We start from the raw sequence: 23,195 nt of genomic DNA on the forward strand, positions 1-23,195 counted from the left end.
AACTCTACCTATGGACGAAAGTTAAGGTGCCTCGGACAGGCTGCCAAGGCACACGGAGAGCAGGATGAACTACGATAAAGCAGTCGACCAAGCGATCGAGACCCTGCACGCCGAGGGGCGGTACCGCACGTTTATCGATATTGAGCGGCGTCGCGGCCAGTTCCCCCACGCGGTTTGGACGCGCCCCGACGGGACCGAGCAGGACATCACCGTTTGGTGTGGCAACGACTATCTCGGCATGGGGCAACATCCTGTTGTGTTGGAGGCGATGAAAGAGGCGCTGGATGCGACCGGCGCGGGCTCTGGCGGTACACGCAATATCTCGGGCACGACGGTTTATCACAACGCGCTTGAGGCCGAGGTTGCCGATCTTCACGGCAAAGAAGCCGCGCTTTTGTTCACCTCTGCCTACATTGCGAATGACGCCACGCTTAGCACTTTGCCGAAATTGCTGCCCGGTTTGATCATTTATTCCGACGCATTGAACCATGCCTCGATGATTGAAGGTGTGCGCCGCAATGGCGGGGCCAAGCGGATCTTTCGGCACAATGATTTGGCACATTTACGCGAATTGCTGGCCGCTGATGACCCGGCTTTACCAAAGTTGATCGCATTCGAGTCAATTTACTCCATGGACGGGGATTTTGGTCTCATAAAAGAAATTTGCGACATCGCGGATGAGTTTAATGCGCTGACCTATATTGACGAGGTCCACGCCGTTGGAATGTATGGCCCAAGGGGCGCTGGTGTGGCCGAGCGTGACGGGCTGATGGACCGGATCGATATCATCAATGGAACCCTGGCCAAGGCCTATGGGGTGATGGGCGGATATATCGCGACCAGCGCGCGGATGGCCGATGCGGTGCGCTCCTATGCGCCGGGGTTTATTTTTACCACATCACTCCCGCCTGCTGTGGCCGCAGGTGCAGCGGCATCTGTTAAGGTCCTGAAGACAGAGCAGAAACTGCGTGACATGCAGCAAGATCATGCACGTATTTTGAAGATGCGTCTGCGCGGTTTGGGGCTACCGATCATCGATCACGGTAGTCATATTGTGCCCGTTCATGTGGGTGATCCGGTGAAATGCAAAATGATCTCGGACCGGCTTTTGTCGGATCACGGGGTCTATGTGCAGCCGATCAATTTTCCCACCGTACCACGCGGGACCGAACGGCTTCGGTTCACGCCGTCCCCCGTCCATACGCCCGATATGATCGACGATTTGGTGCATGCGATGGATAGCCTTTGGTCTCATTGTGCGCTGAATCGTGCCGAGATGACCGGCTAAATCAGAATAGGTGCATTGAGCGCGTTAACCTGCTACGATCACAGGAAGACGTCTGGGGAATGATTCATTTCCACGGCGCGTATCGAGTAGGCAAAAACGGTGAGGCGTCGCGGTGTTCGGCCGATATTTCGACTCTAGCACGACCGAAGAGACGGTGCCGCAACGCGGCTTTGACAGCTTTGAGCTGCGTCTTGGGGATGTCATGCGCGGGGAACGCGCCACGCTCGGCAAATCTTTGCTCGAGGTGCAGCGTGATTTGCGGATCAAAGCTACCTACATCGCGGCGATTGAAGATTGCGATACTTCCGCCTTTGAAACGCCGGGCTTTATCGCGGGCTACGTGCGGTCTTATGCGCGGTATCTTGGCATGGAGCCTGAGGAAACATTCGCACGTTTCTGTCTTGAAAGCGGATTCGAGGGCATTCACGGCGCTGCATCGCAGTTGAATAGCGATAATCGCGCGAAACCTGCGTTAAATGCCCCGATCACCGGAAATTCGGCCGACGTCATGGCGCGTGCGAACCGTCCGTTTGTACAGCACACCGGACCCGCGTTTGGCAGCGTTGATCCCGGTGCGCTTGGCTCAGTCGCAGTCTTGACGCTTTTGATGGCGGGGATCGGCTTTGGTGGCTGGTCCGTTTTTCAGGAAATTCAGCGGGTACAAGTCGCCCCTGTTGAGCAAGCTCCTGATGTCATTGCACAACTGGTCGATCCATTGGCTGGTGCGATTGCGTCTGACGCCCCTGTGGCTGCCGTGGGACGGCAAGCTCCATCTGTAGAAGCGCTCGATCGCTTGTATCGCCCCGATCCATTGGACGTACCCGTTTTGGTTGCCCGCGATGCGCCGATTTCCACAATTCGTCCCGGCGCCATTGGGGCTTTGGCAGGACCAGATGCACCGGACCTGTCTACACGTACGGCGACACCGACGCTTGGGGCGCAAATCGCGTCCATCGACGTACCAATGTTTGTCGAAGAGCCAGAGCCTCAGATCCCGCAAGTCACTGAAAAGCCACAAGATGAAGTTGTGTTGTTCGCTGTGCGCCCGGCTTGGGTCCGGGTATCGTCCGGTGATGGCTCCGTCCTGTTTGAACAAATCCTCGATGCTGGTGATAGCTATACCATCCCGCGCGATGAGCTGACCTCATCCTTGCATGCAGGTAACAGCGGTTCAGTTTACTTCCGCCTCAACGGTCAGACTTACGGCCCAGTCGGGCAGGGCACATCGGTGTCCCGCGGGATTGAGCTGGCTCCGACAAGTGTTGTCGCAAGTTACGCGGTCGCGGATCCCGAGGCTGACCGTGATTTAGCGACGGTTGTTGCCGAGTTGTCATTGCCGACTGCCGATATCGCACCAACCGAATAGCCCACCTTTATCGCGACCTACCCTGATTAATGCGTTATGGCGCATTGTCAGGCGAAGTTGACAGGTTTACATTCTCACCAACTCAGAATGCCAAGAAGGTTCCGCGCCATGTCACTTCATTCCATTCGCCCCTGGCGTCAGATTGACCGGCGCAAAAGCCGGCAAATCATGGTTGGCTCCGTTCCGGTGGGCGGTGATGCCCCTATTACCGTTCAAACGATGACCAATACGTTAACGACGGATGCTTCAGCTACGATCAAGCAGGTATTGGCCTGTGCCGACGCTGGCGCAGACATCGTGCGCGTGTCGGTGCCTGATCAGGCCAGCTCAAAGGCGCTGAAGGAAATCATTGCGGAAAGCCCTGTGCCAATCGTGGCCGACATTCACTTTCATTATAAGCGCGGGATTGAGGCGGCCGAAGCTGGTGCGGCGTGTTTGCGGATCAACCCCGGGAACATTGGTGATTCCAACCGCGTGAAAGAAGTGATCAAGGCTGCACGCGACCACAATTGCTCCATTCGGATTGGCGTGAACGCGGGCTCGCTAGAGAAGCACCTTCTTGAAAAATATGGCGAACCTTGCCCCGATGCCATGATTGAGAGTGGGCTGGATCATATTCGCATCCTCCAAGATAATGACTTTCACGAATTCAAGATCAGCTGCAAAGCATCGGATGTGTTTATGGCAGCCGCGGCTTATCAAGGCCTCGCGGAAGCCACCGATGCGCCAATCCACCTCGGCATCACAGAGGCTGGTGGCCTAACGTCCGGCACGATCAAATCGGCGATTGGCCTTGGTAATTTGCTCTGGATGGGTATTGGCGACACGATCCGTGTGTCTCTGTCTGCTGATCCAGTGGAGGAAGTTAAGGTTGGCTACGAAATCCTTAAGTCCCTCGGCCTTCGTCATCGCGGCGTTAACATTATTTCCTGTCCGTCCTGTGCACGGCAGGGGTTCGATGTAATCAAAACGGTTGAAACGCTCGAGGATCGGCTGGCTCACATCAAGACCCCAATGTCGTTGTCGATTATCGGCTGTGTGGTGAATGGCCCGGGCGAAGCACTGATGACAGACGTCGGTTTTACCGGTGGCGGCAACGGATCGGGCATGGTGTATCTGGCTGGTGCGCAAAGTCATAAGCTAGACAACGCGCAAATGGTCGACCACATCGTCGAGCAGGTGGAGAAAAAAGCCGCTGAAATCGATGCGACGGCAAACGCGGCTGAATGAATATTGCACTGTAGGCAGCTGGTCTTAATCGTAAAACCTATCTTCCTTTACGCTCTCCATGCTCACGTGCGTGGACGAATGTGAGACGTGAGGCAACGTACTGAGCGTCTCCCCAAGGAATGTCCGATAGGCAGCAATGTCGGTCGTTCTGACCTTGAGCATATAGTCAAAACTTCCAGCGATCATATGGCATTGCTCAATTTCGGGGTGGCTTTGCACAGCGCGGTTAAAGTCATTCAGAGCGCGTGCACGTGTGTCCTTGAGCCGGATTTCAACGAAAGCCACATGAGCGCACCCAAGCTTAATGGGATCGAGGATGGCGCGATACCCTCGGATCACGCCAAGCTTTTCAAGCCGCTTTAACCTTGCTTGACAGGGCGTTTTCGAAAGCCCGACCCTTTCAGAGAGATCTTTGAGCGTAATGCGCCCATCCTCAGAGACTGCTTTGAGAATAGCATGATCAAAAGCATCTAAAGACGATAAGAGAGACATGCGGTGGCTTTCATTCTCGAAATTACTGTCGAATTCATAAAATTAAGGAAATAAGATCTCCTGTGAATAAATATACAGGAAATAACCTCATGTGAAGCCTGTATTCTGTTCCCAACATTGGGAGGCCTTCATGAGCGACACAAACACGATCCGTCAGATCATCCGCGACAGAACATATGCGCCAGAGGCCGAGGTCCTAGAGCGCCTTGCACACTTCCTTCCAGACCCAGCAAAACGCGCCCGCATTGAGGCGATTGCGACCACATTCGTGGACCACCTTCGTAAAGATGCACGTCCCGCTTTGATGGAGGTTTTTCTAGCCGAATACGGCCTCAATACGGAGGAGGGTGTGGCGTTGATGTGCCTCGCGGAGGCCTTGTTGCGGGTCCCTGACGCCGACACAATGGACACATTGATTGAAGATAAAATCGCCCCTTCCGACTGGGGTAAGCATCTCGGCGCGGCACATTCTCCGTTGGTGAATGCCTCCACTTGGGCGCTGTTTTTGACTGGCAAGGTGCTGGATACGGATAGATCCGTTGCAGGTGTTTTACGCAATGCAATCAAACGTATGGGTGAGCCGGTCATTCGGAAAGCCGTGCGCAGTGCGATGAAGGAGATGGGTCGTCAGTTTGTATTGGGCGAGACGATCCAATCAGCCATGTCGCGGGCAAGCGTGCGTGAGGCCCGTGGCGAAAGCTACAGCTACGACATGCTGGGGGAAGCCGCGCGTACAGACGCCGATGCTCGGCGCTACATGGCCGCCTACGCAAATGCCATTGCTGCAATGGCGACTGCCAAGGGCGACGATATCCGCACACGACCTGGTATCTCCATCAAACTATCGGCGCTTTTTGAACGGTATGAGCCGTTGCACCGTGAGCTCGTCATGGAGGTTCTTGTCCCTCGAGTGAAAGCGCTTGCACAGCAGGCTGCAAGCGCGAACATTGGCTTGAATATCGACGCCGAAGAGGCTGATCGCCTCGACCTCTCGCTAGACGTGATCGAGGCGGTTCTGACTGATCCCGAGTTGGCCGGATGGGATGGCTTTGGGGTCGTAGTGCAGGCCTATGGCAAGCGCGCCTCTGCGATGATCGACTGGTTGTCTCAACTGGCACAAGATCACGACCGGAGGATCATGGTGCGGTTGGTGAAGGGCGCCTATTGGGACACCGAGATTAAACAGGCACAAACCCTCGGGCTTGCTTCATACCCCGTATTCACCCGCAAAGCCGCGACCGACGCCAGCTATATCGCCTGTGCCCATCAACTTGCCGGGATGATTGATCACATCTACCCACAGTTCGCGACCCATAACGCCCATACTGTTGCGGCTATAACTAACATGAATCTATCCCCACAAGCATATGAATTTCAACGACTTCATGGGATGGGTGAGGCGCTTCATGATCATCTTCGTGCAACCTATGGAACCCAAACTCGGATCTATGCACCCGTGGGCGCGCATCGTGATTTGCTGGCTTATTTGGTGCGTCGCTTGTTGGAAAACGGCGCAAATTCATCGTTTGTGAACCAAATTGTTGATGAATCACGCCCGGTTTCTGAAGTGGTTGCCGACCCGATCACAGCTCTTACCACTCTGCAAAGCAAGCTGTGTGAGCCACGGGAAATATTCACACCGCGAGTGAATTCGGATGGGTTTGATTGGGTCGATCCTGATGCCCGTTCAAAGCTTCAAGCCGCACTTGATGCCGTGGCGGATAGAACTTGGGAAGCCGCGCAATCTGTTGGAAGTATACATAAAACAGTTACCAGTCCGGGGCGTGACGATATCGTAGGGATCGCGCGATGGGCCACGGCAGCAGAAGCCGTTCAGGCGATCACCGAGGTTACTCCTTGGACGGTCGACCCTGAAAATCGCCGCGCAGTACTGTACCGGTCTGCTGATTTGTATGAAGCTGAGCGGGTGCACCTGATCTCTCTGCTCATGCGCGAAGCTGGTAAGACACTCATAGATTGCATCAATGAAATACGGGAAGCCGTTGATTTTCTTCGGTACTATGCAGAGTTTGCGGATCCAACGCCCAGTGTTGGCATCGTGACGTGCATCTCGCCTTGGAACTTTCCCTTGGCGATCTTCACCGGTCAGATCGCGGCGGCGTTAGCGGCGGGCAATGGGGTGCTTGCTAAACCCGCGGAGCAGACGTCGTTGATCGCGGACTACGCCGTATCGCTCCTGATCGATGCAGGTGTGCCGCCAGAATGTTTACGGTTGGTTTCTGGGGAAGGCGCGATTGTTGGCCCGATTTTGACCGGAACGGCTGGCATCCATGCCGTCGCTTTCACCGGCTCAACCGCGACGGCTCAACGTATCAATCGTACGATGGCGGCCTCACTTACCCCCGGCACGCCCTTGATCGCGGAGACCGGGGGGCAAAACGCGATGATCGTGGACAGCACTGCGCTGTTGGAGCAGGCTGTACGCGATATCATTGCCAGTGCGTTCCAATCCGCGGGCCAGCGATGCTCGGCGCTTCGGATGCTTTACGTCCAAGAAGACATCGCGCCTGCGTTAACCGAAATGCTCACCGGGGCGATGGATGCATTGGTTGTCGGGGACTCGACCGATTTTGCCACTGATGTTGGCCCGATCATCGACGCCACAGCCAAAGCGCGCATTGATGCACACATCGCCGCTAGCACAATCGTGCATCAGGGGCCAAAGGGCGGATCGCAGCATGTGGCCCCGACGCTCTTGCGGGTCAATGGGATCAATGACTTGGCGGACGAAGTGTTTGGCCCTGTCTGTCACATCGCAACCTTTGCGGCTGGTGAACTGCCTCAGGTCATCGCGGATATTAACGCGTCGGGCTATGGCTTGACGTTCGGACTGCACAGCCGGATCGACAGCCGTGTAGAAGAGATCAGCCAGCAGGTGAACGCGGGCAACATCTATGTTAACCGAAACCAAATTGGCGCTGTGGTGGGAAGCCAACCCTTTGGTGGGCACGGCCTGAGCGGGACGGGCCCAAAGGCTGGTGGCCCCCGCTATGTCGCCCGCTTTCATCGCGGCTGGGTTGTGTCTGCGCTCGATGGCACGCTCAGCCTGCCAGGGCCAACGGGAGAGTCGAACCGCTACCGCGTGATGCCGCGCGGGCGGATTGGGTGCTTTGGCCCGACACCTGACGATTTAGCGACGCAGATGCAGCAGGTCGGTGCCAGCGGAGCTGAAGCCGTTGATTGCAGTGCCGTCGACCTGACTTCACTGGCTCTGCTTGATCTGGAGGGGGCAGTTTATTGGGGTGACAATGGACGTGACATTGCAGTCGCTCTGGCAGGACTTGATGGGCCAATTACGCCTTTGTGGACGGACAAGACATTCCAAAATTGGCTTTGGCTTGAACAAGTGATCAGTGTGGATACAACCGCTTCGGGGGGGAATGCTTCGCTGTTGGCGAGCATGGATGAGGTTTAACCCCACCCTATAAGAAACTGAAAAGGGGCCAAGTTTTCACTCGGCCCCTTAGATATATGCTTACTCAGCAGCGATTTTGATGACCGGCTCCATCCGCGCGAGGATGTCATCGGCCAAGTGGCATTTGACCTGATGCCCATCGCCCAACTGACGAACGGGCGGGACCTCTTTGTCGCATAGACCGTTTGGCACCTGATCTTTCCACCGGCAGCGCGTTTGGAACGGGCAACCACTGGGTGGGTTCATCGCCGATGGGATATCGCCCTCAAGCACGATGTGCTTTTTCTCAACCGAGGTGTCGGCGATTGGAACAGCTGACAAAAGCGCCTCGGTGTAGGGGTGATAGGGCGGGCTAAAGACCTGATCGGTGGTGCCCAACTCAACCACGTGGCCAAGGTACATCACCATCACGCGATCGCTCAGATACCGCACAATCGACAAATCGTGGGAAATAAACAGGAGCGTGGTTTTGTTCTCGCGCTGGATCTCCATCAGCAGATCGGTCACTGCGGCCTGCACCGACACATCAAGCGCGGAGACTGGTTCATCCGCCACAACGATCCGCGCATCACCTGCAAAGGCGCGCGCAATACCGACACGCTGCTTTTGTCCGCCAGACAGCTGGCGCGGCATCCGGTCTGCAAAGGCGCGGGGCAGTTTGACCAGATCCAAAAGCTTGAGCATCCGATCGTGCCGCTCTTCGTCATTGTCGCCAATGTCGAAAATCTCAAGCGCGCGAATGATCTGGCGACCCACCGTCATGGACGGGTTCAGCGTATCAAACGGGTTCTGAAAGACCATCTGCACATCGGCAATTGTCTTGGTATCGCGCTTGTCGATGGGCGTGTCCTGGATGGGCAGGTTCCCGAGGGTGATCTTACCCTCTGTCGCCGTCTCAAGGCCCATGAGGACCTTCGCAAAGGTGGATTTTCCGCAACCGGATTCACCCACAATTGCCAGTGTCTCAGACTCGCGTGCCTCAAAGCTAAGCGTTTCGTTGGCCTTGACCACTTTCTTTTCACCGCCGCCAAACAGCGCGTTTGCCGCGACCTCATAGTATTTCTTGAGGTCTTCCATCTTGAGGACGACATCACCAACCGGTGCTTTTTCCTTAGCCTCCGCCACGGTGATTGGTGCGTTCCAGTCGATTTCTTCAAACTTCAGACAGCGGGATTCATGACGGTCATTGCCGTCAATCGGAGCCATCTTGATGTCCGTCGCATCACAACGCCCAGCCTCAAAATAATCGCAGCGCGGGCCAAAGTTACAGCCCGGAGGACGTTCATGGGGCAGGGGAAAGTTGCCCGGGATCGCCACCAGAGGACGTGCATTTTTGTCGGCACCCGGCAGAGGGATCGAACGGAACAAGGCCTGCGTGTAGGGGTGCTTCATGTCATCGAACACATCCGCAATCGAGCCACGCTCAACCGCCTCGCCCGAATACATCACGCACAGCCGGTCACAGGTTTCGAGAACCAGCCCGAGGTTGTGCGAGATGAACAGCATGGATGTGCCGTACTTACGCCCCAGATCCCGGACTAGCTCAACAATCGCGGCCTCAACAGTTACGTCCAGCGCGGTTGTCGGCTCATCAAGAATAAGCAGCGATGGTTTCGACATCAGCGCCATCGCAATCACGATCCGCTGTTGTTGTCCGCCCGACAATTGGTGCGGGAAGGATTTCAGCATCCGTTCAGGGTCGGGCAATTTGACGTCGGTCACCACCTCGAGGGCACGCTTGTAGGCCTCGGCCTCTGACACGCCCTCGTGGATCATCGGCACCTCCATGAGCTGCTTGCCGATCCGCATTGCGGGGTTCAGCGACGCCATGGGTTCTTGGTAGATCATGGCGATTTCATTGCCGCGAATATCGCGCAGCTCTTCCATCGACATCTCACCTAGATCTTGGCCCTTGAACTTGATCGATCCGCCGACAATGCGGCCGTTTTTGCCAAGGTCCTGCATGACCCCAAGAGCCACGGTGGATTTTCCGCAACCGGACTCGCCCACAAGGCCAACGGCCTCACCGGGTTGTACGGTCACAGAAAAATCCATCACTGCAGGAATTTCCCGCAGCCGGGTGAAAAACGAAATCGACAGGCGATCAATTTCGAGAATGGGACCGTCGTAATCGGGTGTCTTACTCATATCATCGTCTCCGGATCAGTCTTTCAGGCTCTCTTCGCGCAGGCCATCGGCCAGCAGGTTCAGCCCCAGAACAAGGCTCAACAACGCGAAGGAGGGCGGAAGCGCGGGGTGGGGGTAGATCGACAAGAGCTTGCGGCCCTCGTTAATCGTGGATCCCCAATCCGGGCTTTCCGGTGGCAGACCGAGGCCAAAGAAGCCCAAGGTCCCGAGAAGGATGGTGGTGTAACCAATACGCAGGCAGAAATCCACGATCAGCGGACCGCGCGCGTTGGGCAGGATTTCCCACAGCATTATGTACCAAGCCCCTTCACCACGGGTTTGCGCTGCGGCGACGTAGTCGCGGGTTTTGATATCCAGCGTCAGGCCCCGAACGATCCGGAACACGGTGGGTGAGTTTACGAACACGACCGAGACGAACACCACAAGGATACCGCCGGGCACGTTGAACGCATCCAAGCTGGCGGGGATGAACGACACAGGCGTCGAGCTGTCAGAGACCAGCCAAACATACAACAGGACCATCGGCGTAAGTGCTACGGCCATGTACAGATTGCGTTTGGGGGGCTGTGTGTAGAACCGTGAGTTGATCAGAACGCCGGTAAAAATGATCGGCGCGAGGAACAAGAACATCGCCATGTAGGACGGCAGGCCGGTTTCCACGATCTCTGGTGTGACCAGAAGGTAGAACAGCAAGATCACCGGGAATGCGAGGATCAGGTTGGCAAGAAACGACAGCACCGTGTCGAGCAAGCCACCCCGGTAACCCGCAGGCAGGCCGAGTGTGATGCCCACCATAAACGCGAACAATGTGGCCCGCGGGGCGATCTGCATCACGACTGTGGAGCCTGCGATCATCCGTGAGAACACATCGCGTGACAGGTTATCTCCGCCCAATAGGTAGAACGGAAAGCCGCCTTCTTCGGCGCCGCGGAAGGGCGTGCCGGGGACCTTGTTCTTCATCCCCGAGGCGACTTCGAGCGGCTCATGGGTGATGATCCAGCCAAACATCCCGTAGAACAGCGCAGTGTAGGCCCAGAACATCACGAGACCAAAACCGATCATGCCAACCGTGCTGTCAAAGAGTTTGCCATAAAGGCCAAGGCGGCGTTTGTAGACAAACGACAGAACGAAGGTCGCAACCAGCGCGCCCCAGACGGGCACGAACTGACGGATGATGCCGCCAAAAATGCCGCCATTGGTGTGGCCCGTGATAATGCCGCCGGCGATGTAGCCCACCAGCGTCAGAACGAGTGCCGCGAAGGACCACTTGATGATCGCTTTCAACAGGCCGTTAAAGCCGCCTGTGGCCACAGCCGTGCCGTCGGCGTTAAAGCTGATGCGTTCCTCGGGTTGGAAAAACGCGAGCAGGGATTGCAGCAAAACGCCCGCCACGAGCACCGCAAGGCTGACGCCTAATGCGGGGTTCAGGACCGTGCCAAGGCTGCCTGTCCAGGTTAATGGTTCCATGTCTCAGGCCTCCTTAAGAAATGCGAATGCGCGGGTTGAGGAAAACGTAGCCGATGTCAGAAATCAGCTGGGTGAAAAGCACCACAAAGACCGAAACAACCGAAACGCCGAGCAGCAGCTCAATGTCGTTGTTGCCGGCGGCTTGGACCAGCGTCCAACCGAAGCCTTTGTAGTTAAACAGGGTCTCAACAATCACCACACCGTTCAGCAGCCATGGGAATTGCAGCATGATGACGGTGAAGGGCGCGATGAGCGCGTTGCGCAGGGCGTGCTTTAGGACGATGGTTTTGAACGCCACGCCTTTGAGGCGCGCGGTACGGACGTATTGCGCGGTCATGACCTCAGTCATTGAGGCGCGGGTCATCCGGGCGATATACCCCATCCCGTAAAGTGCGATCGTGATCACCGGCAGGAAAAAGTTCCAAAAGTTGGCGTCTTCCATCGCGCTGGTCGCGGTGCCTTTGAACAGGGTCCGGCCTTCGATCCAACCAGCACCTCGCAAGAATTCGTTCAGCGGAGAGGCCGAGGCCGCAAGCACCGCAATGAAGATCACACCCGACACATATTCCGGCGTCGCGGTCGTTGTGATCGAAAAAGTAGACAGCGTCCGGTCCGTGCGGGAGCCTTCGTTCATGCCCGCAAGCACACCTACAATCAGCGCGCCGGGTACCATGACGATCATCACCCAGAACATCAGCTTACCCGTAAGCCCAAGGTTTTGGCCCACGATTTGCCCCACGTTTTCTTTGAATACCGAAGAAAAGCCCCAGTGACCCTGTAACACACCACAATAGGTGGCGGCGTTCTCGGGGTTTTCCATGCCGGGGGTAATGCAGCGTCCCCGCAGGTTGCCGTCAGAATCCTGATGGGTCCATCCCGGGGCTACGCCGAGCCAGCGACCGTATTTGACCAACATCGGATCAAGGTGCCCGTTGCTGCCCAACCAACTGTCGACTTGTTCGTCGGACATGCGGAAGTTGCCTTCGGTTTTGGCGAGCTTCTCAAGGTTGGGGTAGAGGTTGGTCAGTGTGAAGACGATGAACGTCAGGCAAAGCGCCGTCAGTATCATCACCCCCAAACGTCTGAGGATGAACAGTCCCATGTGGGTTCCCTATAGCTGTCTGGACCATGTGCCGCTGCCAGCATCTCATTGGCCTGAATGGTGAAACCGCGCCCGGATTAAGGGCGCGGTTTGCTTTGGTTGAAGGGCTATTAAGCCGCAACACCCCATTTGTAGATCTGTGGCAGGTACGCGATGTGCATATCTGTGCCCACAAAACCAGGGACCGTGTGACGGTACAACGCACGCCAGTACGGCTGGATCGTCACACCTTCGTCGATCACGATGGCCTGAATTTTGGACATCACTTCACGACGCTTGCCAGCGTCTGCGATCGAGTTGGCTTCGGACAGAAGCGCGTCGAACTCAGGGTTGGACCAAGCAAACTCGTTCCATGCAACGCCGGAGCGGTAGGCCAGACCCAGCACCTGTGTGCCCAGTGGGCGGTGGTTCCAGTTGGTCGACGAGAATGCGTATTTCGTCCAGTCGTTCCAGAAGGTCGAACCGGGCAGGATGGTCCGCTTGACCTTGAAGCCCGCGTCACGCAGCTGAGCGGCAACAGCGTCAGTTGTATTCCGGCGCCAATCGTCGTCGATCGAGTGGATCTCGAACTCATAGTCCTCACGACCCGAAGCTTTCAGCAGCTCATTGGCTTTGGCGGGATCGAACGGAATACGGCCGACCGATGCGTCATGCTCGGGGTGTACCGGGCCGACGTGGCAGTTGTCCGCAGGAACACCGCGACCAGCATTGCCAAGCTCGTTACATACGGCGTTGTCGACAGCCATAGCGATTGCCTGACGCAGACCTTTGTCGGCGTAGATTTTCTCACCGTTTTCGTCTTCGGCCAGCTGGTTGGGGCGCACAACGATTGTGGAACCCGTAGCAACTTCGGACTTTTCCCAGCCGAGTGCGTCGAAGATGTCGACGAAATCGCCGATGTTTTCGTACAGCGTGTCGACTTCTTCGGCTTCAGCAGCAGCCACCCAAGCAGCGGGGTCTGTGCCGTAGTCGATGTACTCGATCGTGTCGAGATATGCGCCTTTGCCGGCAGCGTAGCCCCACCAGTCGTGATCCTCGTTGCGCACGAGAACCGACTTCACACCAACCGAGTGCTCGGTGTTGAGGTATGGGCCCGTACCGATTTGCTGGCCCAGAATGTTGTCTGGGTCCTGATCGGGGTGGATCACGGCGGCGGGGTAGTCCGCGATGCCGGGGATCACTGTGATGTCGGGCTGGATCAGGTTAAGGCGCAGGGTGTGCGTGTCGACAACTTCGATGGCGCCTTCGGCGGCCACGTTCGTTTCTGGGTCAACAATGGATGTCACACGTGCAGCCATGGAGTTGCCTTCGGCGTCAGCCTCGGCCCAGCGACGGAAGTTGTGCGCGACGTGCTCAGCAGTGAAGTCATCACCGTTGTTCCACTTAACACCTTTACGCACGTTCAGCGTGTAGACCGTGGCGTCGTCGTTTACGTCCCAGCTCTCAAGCAGCATGCCTTCGAACGTACCGTCGGAGTTGTACTCCACGAGGTACTCAAGCCAACCGGCGGTGACGTGGGCCATCTGGGTCCAGTCAAACGTACGCGGGTCCTTCAGGGCGCGGACTTCCATCTGCATCCGGATTTTGCCGCCTTGCTGGGCGTGGCCTGCGGCTGCCGCAGGTGTCGCGCCAATCAAAGAATAGGCAGCGGCTGCGCTTACACCGAGGGCGGTGGTCCGAACCAGAAATTCACGGCGATCGAGCAAGCCTTGCTTGAACTCACGCGCATACATTTCCGCTGCGGGGTGCAGCTGTGTTTTGGGTTGCGTCATTATAGTCTCCCTGTGACACATCATTTTTTATTCACGAAGCGGGCGGTGATATTTTTGGCCGTGTTCAAAACCGTTTCCCGTTAAACGAGAAACTGATCGGCCAACCCCTCCACCTCGATCCAGAGCATTGCGCCCTAAATCGACCCAAAGGTCAACGGCCTCCATTCGAAAGATAGGTCAAAAAACGACTTAAACCTAACACAAAAACGACAGTCAGGTCATTAGCGACACGCGCTGGTCGCTTTGGGCCGGACGGATTTTGCCTGACGCAGCGTCAGATTGATGCGTGTTGGGACGGTTACGATTTCGGAACTTTCCTGGGGTTTCCTCAGCGTGATGCAAAAATGCGCGAGAGAAGTAGGCAGGGCTGGAAAAACCCAAATCGCGCGCAATCTCCGCTGCGGAATTTGGTGTATCGATTAGCTCGCTGCGTGCCGCATGCATCAAGCGGTCCCCAAGGTACCGCGCAGCAGTCATCCCGCAAGTAGATTTGAAAGTGCGCGTCAAATGTGTCGGTGTCACGTCAAGCATGTCGCCGATATCATTTAGGGTGGCACCGGTGGCGTAACACTGCTCAACTTCCCGGGTGAAACGCGCCGATAGTTTTTGGGAGGCCGATTGGGCGGTCTGGGCGGTGTCCGGTCCTGTCAGTCGTTCCAGCATCGAAGACACAAGCATCAGCCGGGCAAGGGCGGCACGCTCCGATCCTGGTCCGCCGCTTGTCTGTCCCTTTGCAATGCGGTCCAAAAGGCCCGACAACTCGCCTTGGGTGCCGATATCGTTGACCCGGATCAGATGAACGCCCTCTGGCATCGGCAAAAGCGACGAGGTCGGGATTTGCACAAAGGTCGCTTGGGTCTGCGCGCCCGGTTCAATCGCAAAGGCGGTTTGCGCGGGCAGGGTGACGCATACATTGGGTCCGATCCCGATGGCGCGCCCTTCGATGATCAACCGGGCGTTGCCGCGCACGAACCACAGAAAGCTTGGGCCAGGCACCGAATGGGGCAGGGTGTGGCGCCAAACCTGCCGCCGTGTCAGCCCCGAGATCGGCATCAACGACAGCGCATTCATCGCCGGTACTTGGCTCTTGAGATATTCGATATCCATGATCGCGCCCCCTCCGTTAGGGAAGCCTTTCACGACAACCCGGCAAAGTCAAAAGCGCGGAGGTTTAGCGCAGTTCAGCCGCGACAACTGGCGTCCAATCGCCCATGCGTGCGCGGAACCATGTGCGCTGCCGCTTTGCGTATTGAACTGTCGATAGGCACGCGGCCGTGCGGGCCTCTTCAAGGGTCATCGTGCCTTGGAGGTGCGCGATTAATTCAGGTGCGCCAATGGCTTTAGCCGCCCCAAGTTTTGGGTCCCATTTGGGCAACACAGCACGTGCTTCATCCAGCGCGCCGCCTTCTAGCATCAGGTCAAAGCGGTGCGCGATCCGGGGGGAAAGCCAATCTTTGGGCGCATCCAAAACAAACGTCGCACAGTCCGCACGGTTCAACAGTGGGGGCGGGGTGTCGTCTTGCCACTCGTGCATGGGCCGACCGGTGGCAACCTCTACCTCCCACGCGCGGCTGACGCGCATCGGATTGTTCTGGTCGATCCGTGCAAGTGTATCTGCGTGGATATCGGGCAGCAGAGCGGCGATCCCGCCCTCGGCCAAGCGCGCCATCGCGCGAGCGCGGACATCAGGCGGGGTCAGAGGGATATCCGCCAATCCCTCCAGTAGCGCTTTGAAATAAAGGCCGGTGCCGCCCACGATGATAGGCCGTGTCGTTGCCAAAAGCGGCGTGAGTGCGCGCAGCCAGTCGCCCACGGAAAACGCTTCCGCAAAGTCGATGTGACCGTACAAAGCATGGGGCGCGCGGGCGCATTCCTGCACATTGGGGCGCGCGGTTAAAACGCTCCAATCACGGTAGACTTGCAGCGCGTCGGCATTGATGATCGTACCGCCTTGACGTTCCGCAATTTCCAAAGCCATAGCGGATTTTCCGCTGGCCGTGGGACCTGCGATCAATACCGGTTGGTCCGGCAGAATTTTGTCGATGAATTTCAAAGCTCTGCGCCTAGGTGGCTTGAGGGGCCCAATTGCCCGTTGCACGCCGCGGGTATTTGCATCATTTTGCCGCTGTTTGCAAATATCCCAAAGGCGGCCCCTATGACGACCTCTTCCACCGTCCCTCCGGCGTACACACGTGTCATGCTCAAGATTTCCGGGGAGGCATTGATGGGAGACCAAGGGTTTGGTCTGCATCCGCCCACCGTGCAACGCGTCGCCGCAGAGGTAAAGCGCGTGCATGACCTTGGGGTTGAGATCTGCATGGTCATCGGCGGCGGCAATATTTTTCGTGGGTTGTCCGGCAGTGCCCAAGGCATGGAGCGGACGACCGCCGACTACATGGGCATGCTGGCCACGGTCATGAACGCCCTTGCGATGCAATCCGCGCTAGAGGAGTTGGACATCCACACACGCGTGATCTCAGCGATTACGATGAACGAAGTGGCAGAGCCCTACATCCGTCGTCGCGCTGTGCGCCACCTAGAGAAAAAGCGCGTGTGTATTTTTGCGGCGGGCACGGGGAACCCCTATTTCACCACGGATACGGCTGCGACCTTGCGCGCCAATGAGATGGCCTGCCAAGCGATCTTTAAGGGCACCAAAGTGGACGGCGTGTACGATAAGGATCCGGTCAAACACGATGATGCAGTGCGCTACGATTATGTCTCCTACGATGAAGTGCTAGCCAAACACCTCAACGTGATGGACGCCTCCGCAATCGCACTTGCACGGGATAACCACCTGCCGATCATCGTGTTTTCGCTGGATGAGCCCGGTGGTTTCCAAGGCATTCTTGCGGGCGAGGGGACCTATACCCTCGTGAAGGACTAGGCTCAGCGCGCCTCTCTAGGAGGCCTGCGCAGGTTCGTCGTCACCGGCGTCGAGTTGCTGCATGACAAAGGCGCGCCGCTGTTTGAGGTGGCGCGCAACAAACGCGCGCTGCGCTGCCCCGCGCAGGATCGGACGCACCGGTGGCTTGGCCTGCGCGGCTTCATCCTTGCCTCTTGCGAGCTTCTGATCAAACACAACTTCCAGCTGTGATACATCCGAGGCATCCATGCCCGGTGGCACCTGTAATCCGGGAAAGAGCGTCTCGGCCCATGTGCCATTGGCGCTGACAAGCGCGTGGCGTGCGGTGGCGATGTGCCAATACCTGACTGGGATTTCACCATCGACCTGACGGACGCCCGGTGCATCCAGTAGGAACCGTGCCGAGAGTAAGATCTCGGCTTGCCCAAACATTCGCATCGCGATGGAGGACCGCAGGCACAGCCGGTGGTATGGCGACACCCGCAGCGTGACGGAAGGAAATCCGCGACCCAGCGCACCGGCCGCGATCTCAATTGGGGCATGGGCGCGGGGTTCTGTATGGAGGGTTGTGCCGATCCAGCGGACGGGTTGAACACCATAATCCAATGTCTGAACCGGAAAACCCACGCGAATGTCCTCAACCGGGAGGGGGCCGCGTGGGGTGTGAATAAACGTGCCTGTACAAAAACACTGCGGGCGATCCCCGGCGGACAGCTGGTTGTGCGCGAAACGTGCCATAAAAGCCAAGTGGTCGGTGGGGGTAATCGTGACTTGTGCGTCGTGGGGGAGGCCCTCTGTTGCCGCGCATTCCGCAAACACGTCACCATCATGCGTTTGGGTTAAGAGTGCATCTTGCGCTTTCAAAGACGGCGCGACTGTAATCTGCGCAGGCAGGGTCCGAGCAGAAGCAGTGTTCGTAGCCGCACCAGTTGATTGTAAGGAATACCTAAGCATTTCGGGCTGGGGCGCAAAGCCCGCGTTTGGCGGAGAAACTCCCTCTCCCGCGAGACCTGCTAGGAGCACAGGTATCGCGGGATGGGGACCACGAAGCGTCTGGGGAAACGCAGTCTGAGACAATGGCGCATGGCGACCGAGATAAAGGGCATAAGTCGGCGCTGACGACATAAAGAAGACTCACGTGGAATTTCTTCCGAAGGTCCTACAATAAAATCCCTAACAGAAAATAAAGGCGCCCCGACCACTTAGGCCTCATCCCTGCACACAACGCCATTGTCGATCCTGCTTTCTTGACGCTATATATGCGCAAAACGACCCCGGGGCTGATCCGGGACAAAAAAGGAAGCAGTCATGTCTGATGATTTTTTGCTCGACACCGACGACCTAAACCGCCGTATGGATGGTGCAATCGCGAACCTGCGCGTGGAATTCGCGTCGTTGCGGACCGGGCGGGCCTCGGCCTCGATGCTGGAGCCGGTGATGGTGGACGCCTACGGATCGCCTACGCCGATCAACCAAGTGGGCACGGTCAACGTACCAGAGCCGCGCATGGTAACGATTAACGTGTGGGACAAAGGCTTGGTTGGCAAAGTCGAAAAAGCCATTCGCGAGAGCGGCTTGGGGATCAATCCTCAACTTAACGGCACGATCATCATGCTACCTATTCCCGAGCTGAACGAGGAGCGTCGCCGCGAGCTGACCAAAGTTGCGGGCAGCTACGCTGAGAACGCGCGTGTCTCCGTGCGCAACGTGCGGCGGGACGGCATGGATCAGATCAAGAAAGCCAAAGCCGATGGTATGTCTGAGGACGATCAAAAGCTGTGGGAAGAAGAAGTGCAGGAAATGACCAATGACTACATCAAAAAGGTCGATGCCCTGCTAGAGACAAAACAAGCCGAGATTATGCAGGTTTAATATCCACAAAACGGGCTGAGGCGCCGTTTGGGCGCATGCCCTTTCGCCGCCTCACATATATATAAAAGACCGTTTCTATGGAAAAAACCATTATCTCAGCTGAACCTCAGCCGGAAGTGCCCCGAACAGGTCCGCGTCATGTCGCGGTCATTATGGATGGCAATGGCCGGTGGGCGCAAAAGCGCAATCGCCCCCGGCTTTTGGGGCACCGCGCGGGTGCGCGGCGTGTGCGTGAGATAGTGGAAGCCTGTCCTGACAACGGCGTGGAGTACCTCACCGTTTTTGCCTTTTCGACGGAGAATTGGAAGCGCACGCAGGCTGAGGTTTCGGGCCTGATGATGTTGTTTCGTCGGTATATTGAGCGTGAGGCGAACAACCTTCTGCGCACGGGCACGCGCGTTCGGTTCATCGGTGACCGCGTGCGTCTAGACGCCAAACTGGTCAGTCTGATGGACATGCTTGAGGACCTGACCAAGGACAACACGTTGGTTCACCTGACGATCGCAATCAATTATGGCGGCCGGGATGAGGTGGCTCGGGCCACCAAGCGCTTGGCGCAGGATGTGCAAAGCGGGGCGCTAAATCCTGATGAGATTACTGATGAAACGCTGCCGCGCTATCTGGATACGCACGTTTTGCCTGACCCAGATCTGGTGATCCGTACAAGTGGTGAGGCGCGGATTTCGAACTTTCTTTTGTGGCAGTCTGCCTATTCCGAATATGAGTTCATCGACACGCTTTGGCCGGATTTCACGCGCGACATCTTTGAGGACGTATTGCAGCGTTTTGGCACCCGCTCACGTCGGTTTGGCGGAGTGACAGGGTGACCAATTTTGCGGATTTGATGCCTCGGATCGCAACGGCGCTGGTGCTGGTTGTGGTCGGTGGGGCTGCGGTGTGGGCGGCGGGACCTTGGTTCGCGGCTCTCATTGCGGTCGTTTGCGGCATCATGGTGTGGGAGCTTGCGCGCATGATCGGTGCCGATCAAAAGCGGTCTTTGGCTTTGGGCGGCCTGAGCACTGGGGCGTTGGCCGCAGCATATGCGTTGCCACTCGGCCTCGCGCTGCCATTGTTATTAGCGGTGCCAATGGCTGGGATCGCCGCGTTGCACCTGCATCGGCGTATTTTTATGACCTTTGCATTGGCGATTTTGTTCGCCGGGCTCGGGCTTACACAGCATCTGACTAATTTTGGCTTAATCTGGATGTTATGGTTGATCGGCGTCGTTGTAGCCTCTGATATCGCAGGATATTTCGCTGGCCGCCTGCTGGGTGGCCCCAAATTTTGGCCCACAGTTTCGCCTAAAAAAACGTGGTCAGGCACGGTTGCGGGCTGGGTCGCGGCGGGCCTTGTCGGCTGGGCCGTGATGGGCGTTACAACCGCGGGGATTGACCTAATCGGTATATCAGTCGCGCTCGCTATGATGGCGCAGATGGGTGACATCGCTGAATCTGCGGTGAAGCGAAAAATGGGTGTAAAGGACAGCTCCAACCTACTGCCCGGACACGGCGGATTGTTTGATCGGTTTGATGCGATGCTGGGGGCCGCCGTTCTGCTGTTCGTAATCGAGAGCCTGGCTGAATTCCCGCCGGTGCCGGCATGAAGCGGGTCTCTGTCTTTGGGGCCACGGGTTCGATTGGTCAGAACACGCTGGACCTGATCGCGCGCGAGCGGGATGCCTACGATGTTGTCGCCCTAACGGGGGGTGGCAATATTGGTCAACTTGCGAAAGATGCCAAAGCCTTACAGGCCGAAGTTGCAGTAACAGCTTATCCGGAAAAACTGGATGAGTTGCGCGACGCCCTCGCGGGTTCAGGGGTAGAGGCAGCAGCAGGGCCAGAGGCAATCGCTGAGGCCGCAGATCGTCCGGCCGATTGGATTATGTCGGCGATTGTGGGCGCCGCGGGGCTTGTCCCGGGGTTACGCGCTTTGCGCCATGGCACCACGCTTGCGCTTGCAAACAAGGAGAGCCTAGTCACCGCAGGGCCCCACTTGATGGCCGAAGCTAAGCGCCACGGCGCACGTATTTTGCCAGTGGATTCAGAACATTCCGCTGTCTTCCAAGGCCTCGTGGGTGAAAATATCGAAGACGTTGAGCGGATTGTTATCACGGCCTCTGGTGGGGCCTTGCGTGACTGGCCGCTAGAGCAACTGGGTGCCGCGACGCTTGCCGACGCCTGCGCACACCCCAACTGGGATATGGGGCAGCGCATCACGATTGACAGCGCCTCTATGTTTAACAAGGCGCTGGAACTCATTGAAACAAGAGAGTTCTTTGATGTAGCGCCTGAGCAGATTGAGGCCGTGGTTCATCCCCAAAGCCTGATCCACGCGTTGGTGGGGTTCCGTGACGGTGCGCTGATGGCCCATATTGGTCCGCCCGATATGCGGCACGCCATTGGGTATGCTTTGCATTGGCCGGACCGCAAACACCTGCCGGTCGCGCGGCTTGATCTGGCGCAGATCGCGACGCTTGAATTCCGGCCTGCTTGTGAAAAACGCTGGCCTGCGTTGCGCTTAGCGCGCGAAGTTATGCATCTGCGCGGGTTGGCGGGTGCCTGCTTTAACGCCGCCAAAGAGAGTGCGCTTGATGCTTTCATCGCGGGTCAGATTGGTTTTCTGACCATGACTGAGGTGGTTGAGCGCACGCTCGAACAGACGCAGGCCCGCGAAGGCCTTGATAGTGCCACAGTGTCCCTTGATAACATCCTCGCGGTGGACCACCTAAGCAGGACACGTGCCGTTGAAATCGCTGCGCAACTGGCTGGCGCACACACCGACTAAACAAAGGAACACCTTTTGGATTTTAGTTTGCTGCCCCAGTTCGGCGGTCTTGTTTGGACCCTGCTTGCCTTTGTCGTTGCCCTATCGGTCATCGTCGCGATCCATGAATATGGGCATTACATCGTCGGTCGTTGGTGCGGCATCCATGCCGAGGTGTTCTCGATTGGGTTTGGCCCTGTGATATGGGCGCGTCCAGACAAACGCGGAACAGTTTGGCAGATCGCGGCGTTGCCGTTTGGGGGCTACGTTAAATTCAAAGGTGATGCGAATGCGGCCTCGGTCGGCGGTGACGGCACGGTCCAAACGATGACCGACGCAGAGCGGCGCAGCACAATGCCCGGCGCGCCCTTAGCAGCTCGTGCCGCAACAGTTGCGGCGGGGCCAGTGTTCAACTTCATCATGTCGATTGCCATTTTTGCTGTGTTTGTCGGCATCGCAGGCCGGGCGACGGATGATCCGATCGTTGGGATACTCAAGCCGCTGCCTGCAGATTGGTCGACGCTGCAACCGGGCGATATGATTACGGCAATTGATGGCGTCGCCGTGGACACGATGGAGGACGTCTTGGTAACGGCCTCTGAGCTGACGCCTGCGACGAACGTGACCTACGATATCGTAAGGGATGGCGCTTCGCTTCAGGTTGAGGCGACGTTCCCATTGGTGTCGGTCATCGACGCGGTGCAGCCGCGATCTGCTGCCGTGAACGCGGGCCTTTTGAAAGGCGATGTCATCAAATCAGTAGATGGCGCGCCGATCCATGCCTTTGGCCAGTTGCGAGAGATCGTAGCGGCCTCAGGCGGTGCCCCCCTCAACCTAGAGGTTTGGCGCGCAGGGGAGACGCTGGATGTCACGCTCAGCCCACGCCGTGTCGACCTGCCGCTCGCCGAGGGCGGATTTGAGACACGCTGGCTGATCGGCATCTCTGGCGGGCTATTTTTTGAGCCTGAGACTGAGACTATGGGTCCCCTGAGCGCGATCACATATGGGGCGGAGCAGACATGGTTCATCGTTAATTCGTCGCTCTCGGCGCTCTATCATATTATAACTGCCCAGATTTCGACCTGTAACCTGTCGGGTCCTGTCGGGATCGCGGGGGCCGCTGCGGACACCGCTGCTATGGGGGCCAGTGAGTTTATCTGGTTCATTGCGGTCCTTTCGACCGCCGTGGGCCTGCTGAACCTGTTCCCCATTCCCGTCCTCGACGGGGGGCATTTGGTCTTTTACGCCTATGAAGCCGTGCGTGGTAAACCGCCCTCGGACAAGACACTGAACGTCATGATGACAGTTGGTATCATGCTGATGGGATCGTTGATGGTTTTCGCCCTAATGAACGATTTTCTCTGCCCGTAGGCGCTTATTTCGGGCCAATTGA

18 protein-coding genes and 1 pseudogene are annotated in these 23,195 nt (G+C 57.3%); 10 read left to right on the forward strand and 9 right to left on the reverse strand.

The window, feature by feature from the left end; translation table 11 throughout:
• Nucleotides 1-64: 64 nt before the first annotated feature.
• From hemA to ispG, 3 genes are all read left to right on the forward strand, one after another.
• Nucleotides 65-1,288 carry a 5-aminolevulinate synthase gene (gene hemA / locus THS5294_RS01375; RefSeq protein ID WP_058122319.1) on the forward strand — a complete coding sequence of 408 codons (1,224 nt, stop codon included), beginning with the start codon at nucleotides 65-67 and terminating at the stop codon, nucleotides 1,286-1,288.
• A gap of 112 nt (nucleotides 1,289-1,400) precedes the next feature.
• On the forward strand, nucleotides 1,401-2,654 hold the full coding sequence (locus tag THS5294_RS01380; protein ID WP_058122320.1) for a helix-turn-helix domain-containing protein: 1,254 nt from the start codon (nucleotides 1,401-1,403) through the stop codon (nucleotides 2,652-2,654).
• A gap of 108 nt (nucleotides 2,655-2,762) precedes the next feature.
• Nucleotides 2,763-3,884, forward strand: coding sequence for a flavodoxin-dependent (E)-4-hydroxy-3-methylbut-2-enyl-diphosphate synthase (gene ispG, locus THS5294_RS01385; protein WP_058122321.1), 1,122 nt, complete (start codon nucleotides 2,763-2,765; stop codon nucleotides 3,882-3,884).
• A 24-nt stretch (nucleotides 3,885-3,908) separates the two neighbouring features.
• On the opposite strand, the gene THS5294_RS18735 is transcribed toward ispG, so the two are convergent.
• Both THS5294_RS18735 and THS5294_RS18740 read right to left on the reverse strand, forming a co-directional pair.
• Complete coding sequence (locus THS5294_RS18735; protein ID WP_306434192.1) at nucleotides 3,909-4,169, reverse strand: Lrp/AsnC ligand binding domain-containing protein; 261 nt, start codon at nucleotides 4,167-4,169, stop codon at nucleotides 3,909-3,911.
• Nucleotides 4,170-4,226: 57 nt separating this feature from the next.
• Nucleotides 4,227-4,376: pseudogene (locus tag THS5294_RS18740) on the reverse strand (Lrp/AsnC family transcriptional regulator); the annotation flags it as partial.
• Between the two features lie 130 nt (nucleotides 4,377-4,506).
• Between THS5294_RS18740 and putA the strand changes: the two are divergent.
• Nucleotides 4,507-7,812 (forward strand): bifunctional proline dehydrogenase/L-glutamate gamma-semialdehyde dehydrogenase PutA, encoded by a 3,306-nt coding sequence (gene putA, locus THS5294_RS01395; RefSeq protein ID WP_058122323.1) that lies wholly within the window; start codon nucleotides 4,507-4,509, stop codon nucleotides 7,810-7,812.
• 60 nt (nucleotides 7,813-7,872) lie between these two features.
• Here the strand turns inward: putA and THS5294_RS01400 are convergent, their stop codons facing one another.
• From THS5294_RS01400 to miaA, 6 genes are all read right to left on the reverse strand, one after another.
• Nucleotides 7,873-9,960, reverse strand: coding sequence for a dipeptide ABC transporter ATP-binding protein (locus THS5294_RS01400; RefSeq protein ID WP_038003217.1), 2,088 nt, complete (start codon nucleotides 9,958-9,960; stop codon nucleotides 7,873-7,875).
• Between the two features lie 15 nt (nucleotides 9,961-9,975).
• On the reverse strand, nucleotides 9,976-11,427 hold the full coding sequence (locus THS5294_RS01405) for an ABC transporter permease (protein ID WP_058122324.1): 1,452 nt from the start codon (nucleotides 11,425-11,427) through the stop codon (nucleotides 9,976-9,978).
• A gap of 13 nt (nucleotides 11,428-11,440) precedes the next feature.
• Nucleotides 11,441-12,529: an ABC transporter permease gene (locus THS5294_RS01410; protein ID WP_038003213.1), complete on the reverse strand. Its 1,089-nt coding sequence runs from the start codon at nucleotides 12,527-12,529 to the stop codon at nucleotides 11,441-11,443.
• A 110-nt stretch (nucleotides 12,530-12,639) separates the two neighbouring features.
• Nucleotides 12,640-14,301, reverse strand: a complete 1,662-nt coding sequence (locus tag THS5294_RS01415) for an ABC transporter substrate-binding protein (RefSeq protein ID WP_038003210.1) — start codon at nucleotides 14,299-14,301, stop codon at nucleotides 12,640-12,642.
• 213 nt (nucleotides 14,302-14,514) lie between these two features.
• A complete protein-coding gene (locus tag THS5294_RS01420) occupies nucleotides 14,515-15,408 on the reverse strand; it encodes an AraC family transcriptional regulator (protein ID WP_058122325.1) in 894 nt (297 codons plus the stop codon).
• Between the two features lie 64 nt (nucleotides 15,409-15,472).
• Nucleotides 15,473-16,354: a tRNA (adenosine(37)-N6)-dimethylallyltransferase MiaA gene (miaA, locus tag THS5294_RS01425; RefSeq protein WP_058122326.1), complete on the reverse strand. Its 882-nt coding sequence runs from the start codon at nucleotides 16,352-16,354 to the stop codon at nucleotides 15,473-15,475.
• A 102-nt stretch (nucleotides 16,355-16,456) separates the two neighbouring features.
• Here miaA and pyrH point away from each other — a divergent pair, with 102 nt between their 5' ends.
• Nucleotides 16,457-17,188 carry a UMP kinase gene (gene pyrH, locus THS5294_RS01430; protein ID WP_038003203.1) on the forward strand — a complete coding sequence of 244 codons (732 nt, stop codon included), beginning with the start codon at nucleotides 16,457-16,459 and terminating at the stop codon, nucleotides 17,186-17,188.
• Between the two features lie 15 nt (nucleotides 17,189-17,203).
• Here the strand turns inward: pyrH and THS5294_RS01435 are convergent, their stop codons facing one another.
• Nucleotides 17,204-17,986 (reverse strand): Hint domain-containing protein, encoded by a 783-nt coding sequence (locus tag THS5294_RS01435; protein WP_158508571.1) that lies wholly within the window; start codon nucleotides 17,984-17,986, stop codon nucleotides 17,204-17,206.
• Nucleotides 17,987-18,475: 489 nt separating this feature from the next.
• On the opposite strand from THS5294_RS01435, the gene frr reads away from it, so the two are divergent.
• The 5 genes from frr (at nucleotide 18,476) to rseP (ending at nucleotide 23,173) form a co-directional block, all read left to right on the forward strand.
• Nucleotides 18,476-19,039: a ribosome recycling factor gene (gene frr, locus THS5294_RS01440; RefSeq protein ID WP_038003201.1), complete on the forward strand. Its 564-nt coding sequence runs from the start codon at nucleotides 18,476-18,478 to the stop codon at nucleotides 19,037-19,039.
• A 77-nt stretch (nucleotides 19,040-19,116) separates the two neighbouring features.
• Nucleotides 19,117-19,866, forward strand: a complete 750-nt coding sequence (uppS, locus tag THS5294_RS01445; RefSeq protein ID WP_058122328.1) for a polyprenyl diphosphate synthase — start codon at nucleotides 19,117-19,119, stop codon at nucleotides 19,864-19,866.
• On the forward strand, nucleotides 19,863-20,642 hold the full coding sequence (locus THS5294_RS01450; RefSeq protein ID WP_233486383.1) for a phosphatidate cytidylyltransferase: 780 nt from the start codon (nucleotides 19,863-19,865) through the stop codon (nucleotides 20,640-20,642). The genes uppS and THS5294_RS01450 overlap by 4 nt, the downstream gene beginning before the upstream one ends.
• Entirely contained in the window at nucleotides 20,639-21,823 is a 1,185-nt protein-coding gene (dxr, locus tag THS5294_RS01455; RefSeq protein ID WP_058122329.1) for a 1-deoxy-D-xylulose-5-phosphate reductoisomerase, read from the forward strand. Before THS5294_RS01450 ends, dxr begins: the two co-directional genes overlap by 4 nt.
• Nucleotides 21,824-21,838: 15 nt before the next feature.
• Nucleotides 21,839-23,173 (forward strand): RIP metalloprotease RseP, encoded by a 1,335-nt coding sequence (gene rseP, locus THS5294_RS01460; protein ID WP_058122330.1) that lies wholly within the window; start codon nucleotides 21,839-21,841, stop codon nucleotides 23,171-23,173.
• Nucleotides 23,174-23,195 lie beyond the last annotated feature (22 nt).

This window comes from Thalassobacter stenotrophicus, from assembly GCF_001458315.1.
GTDB classification, from domain to species: domain Bacteria; phylum Pseudomonadota; class Alphaproteobacteria; order Rhodobacterales; family Rhodobacteraceae; genus Thalassobacter; species Thalassobacter stenotrophicus.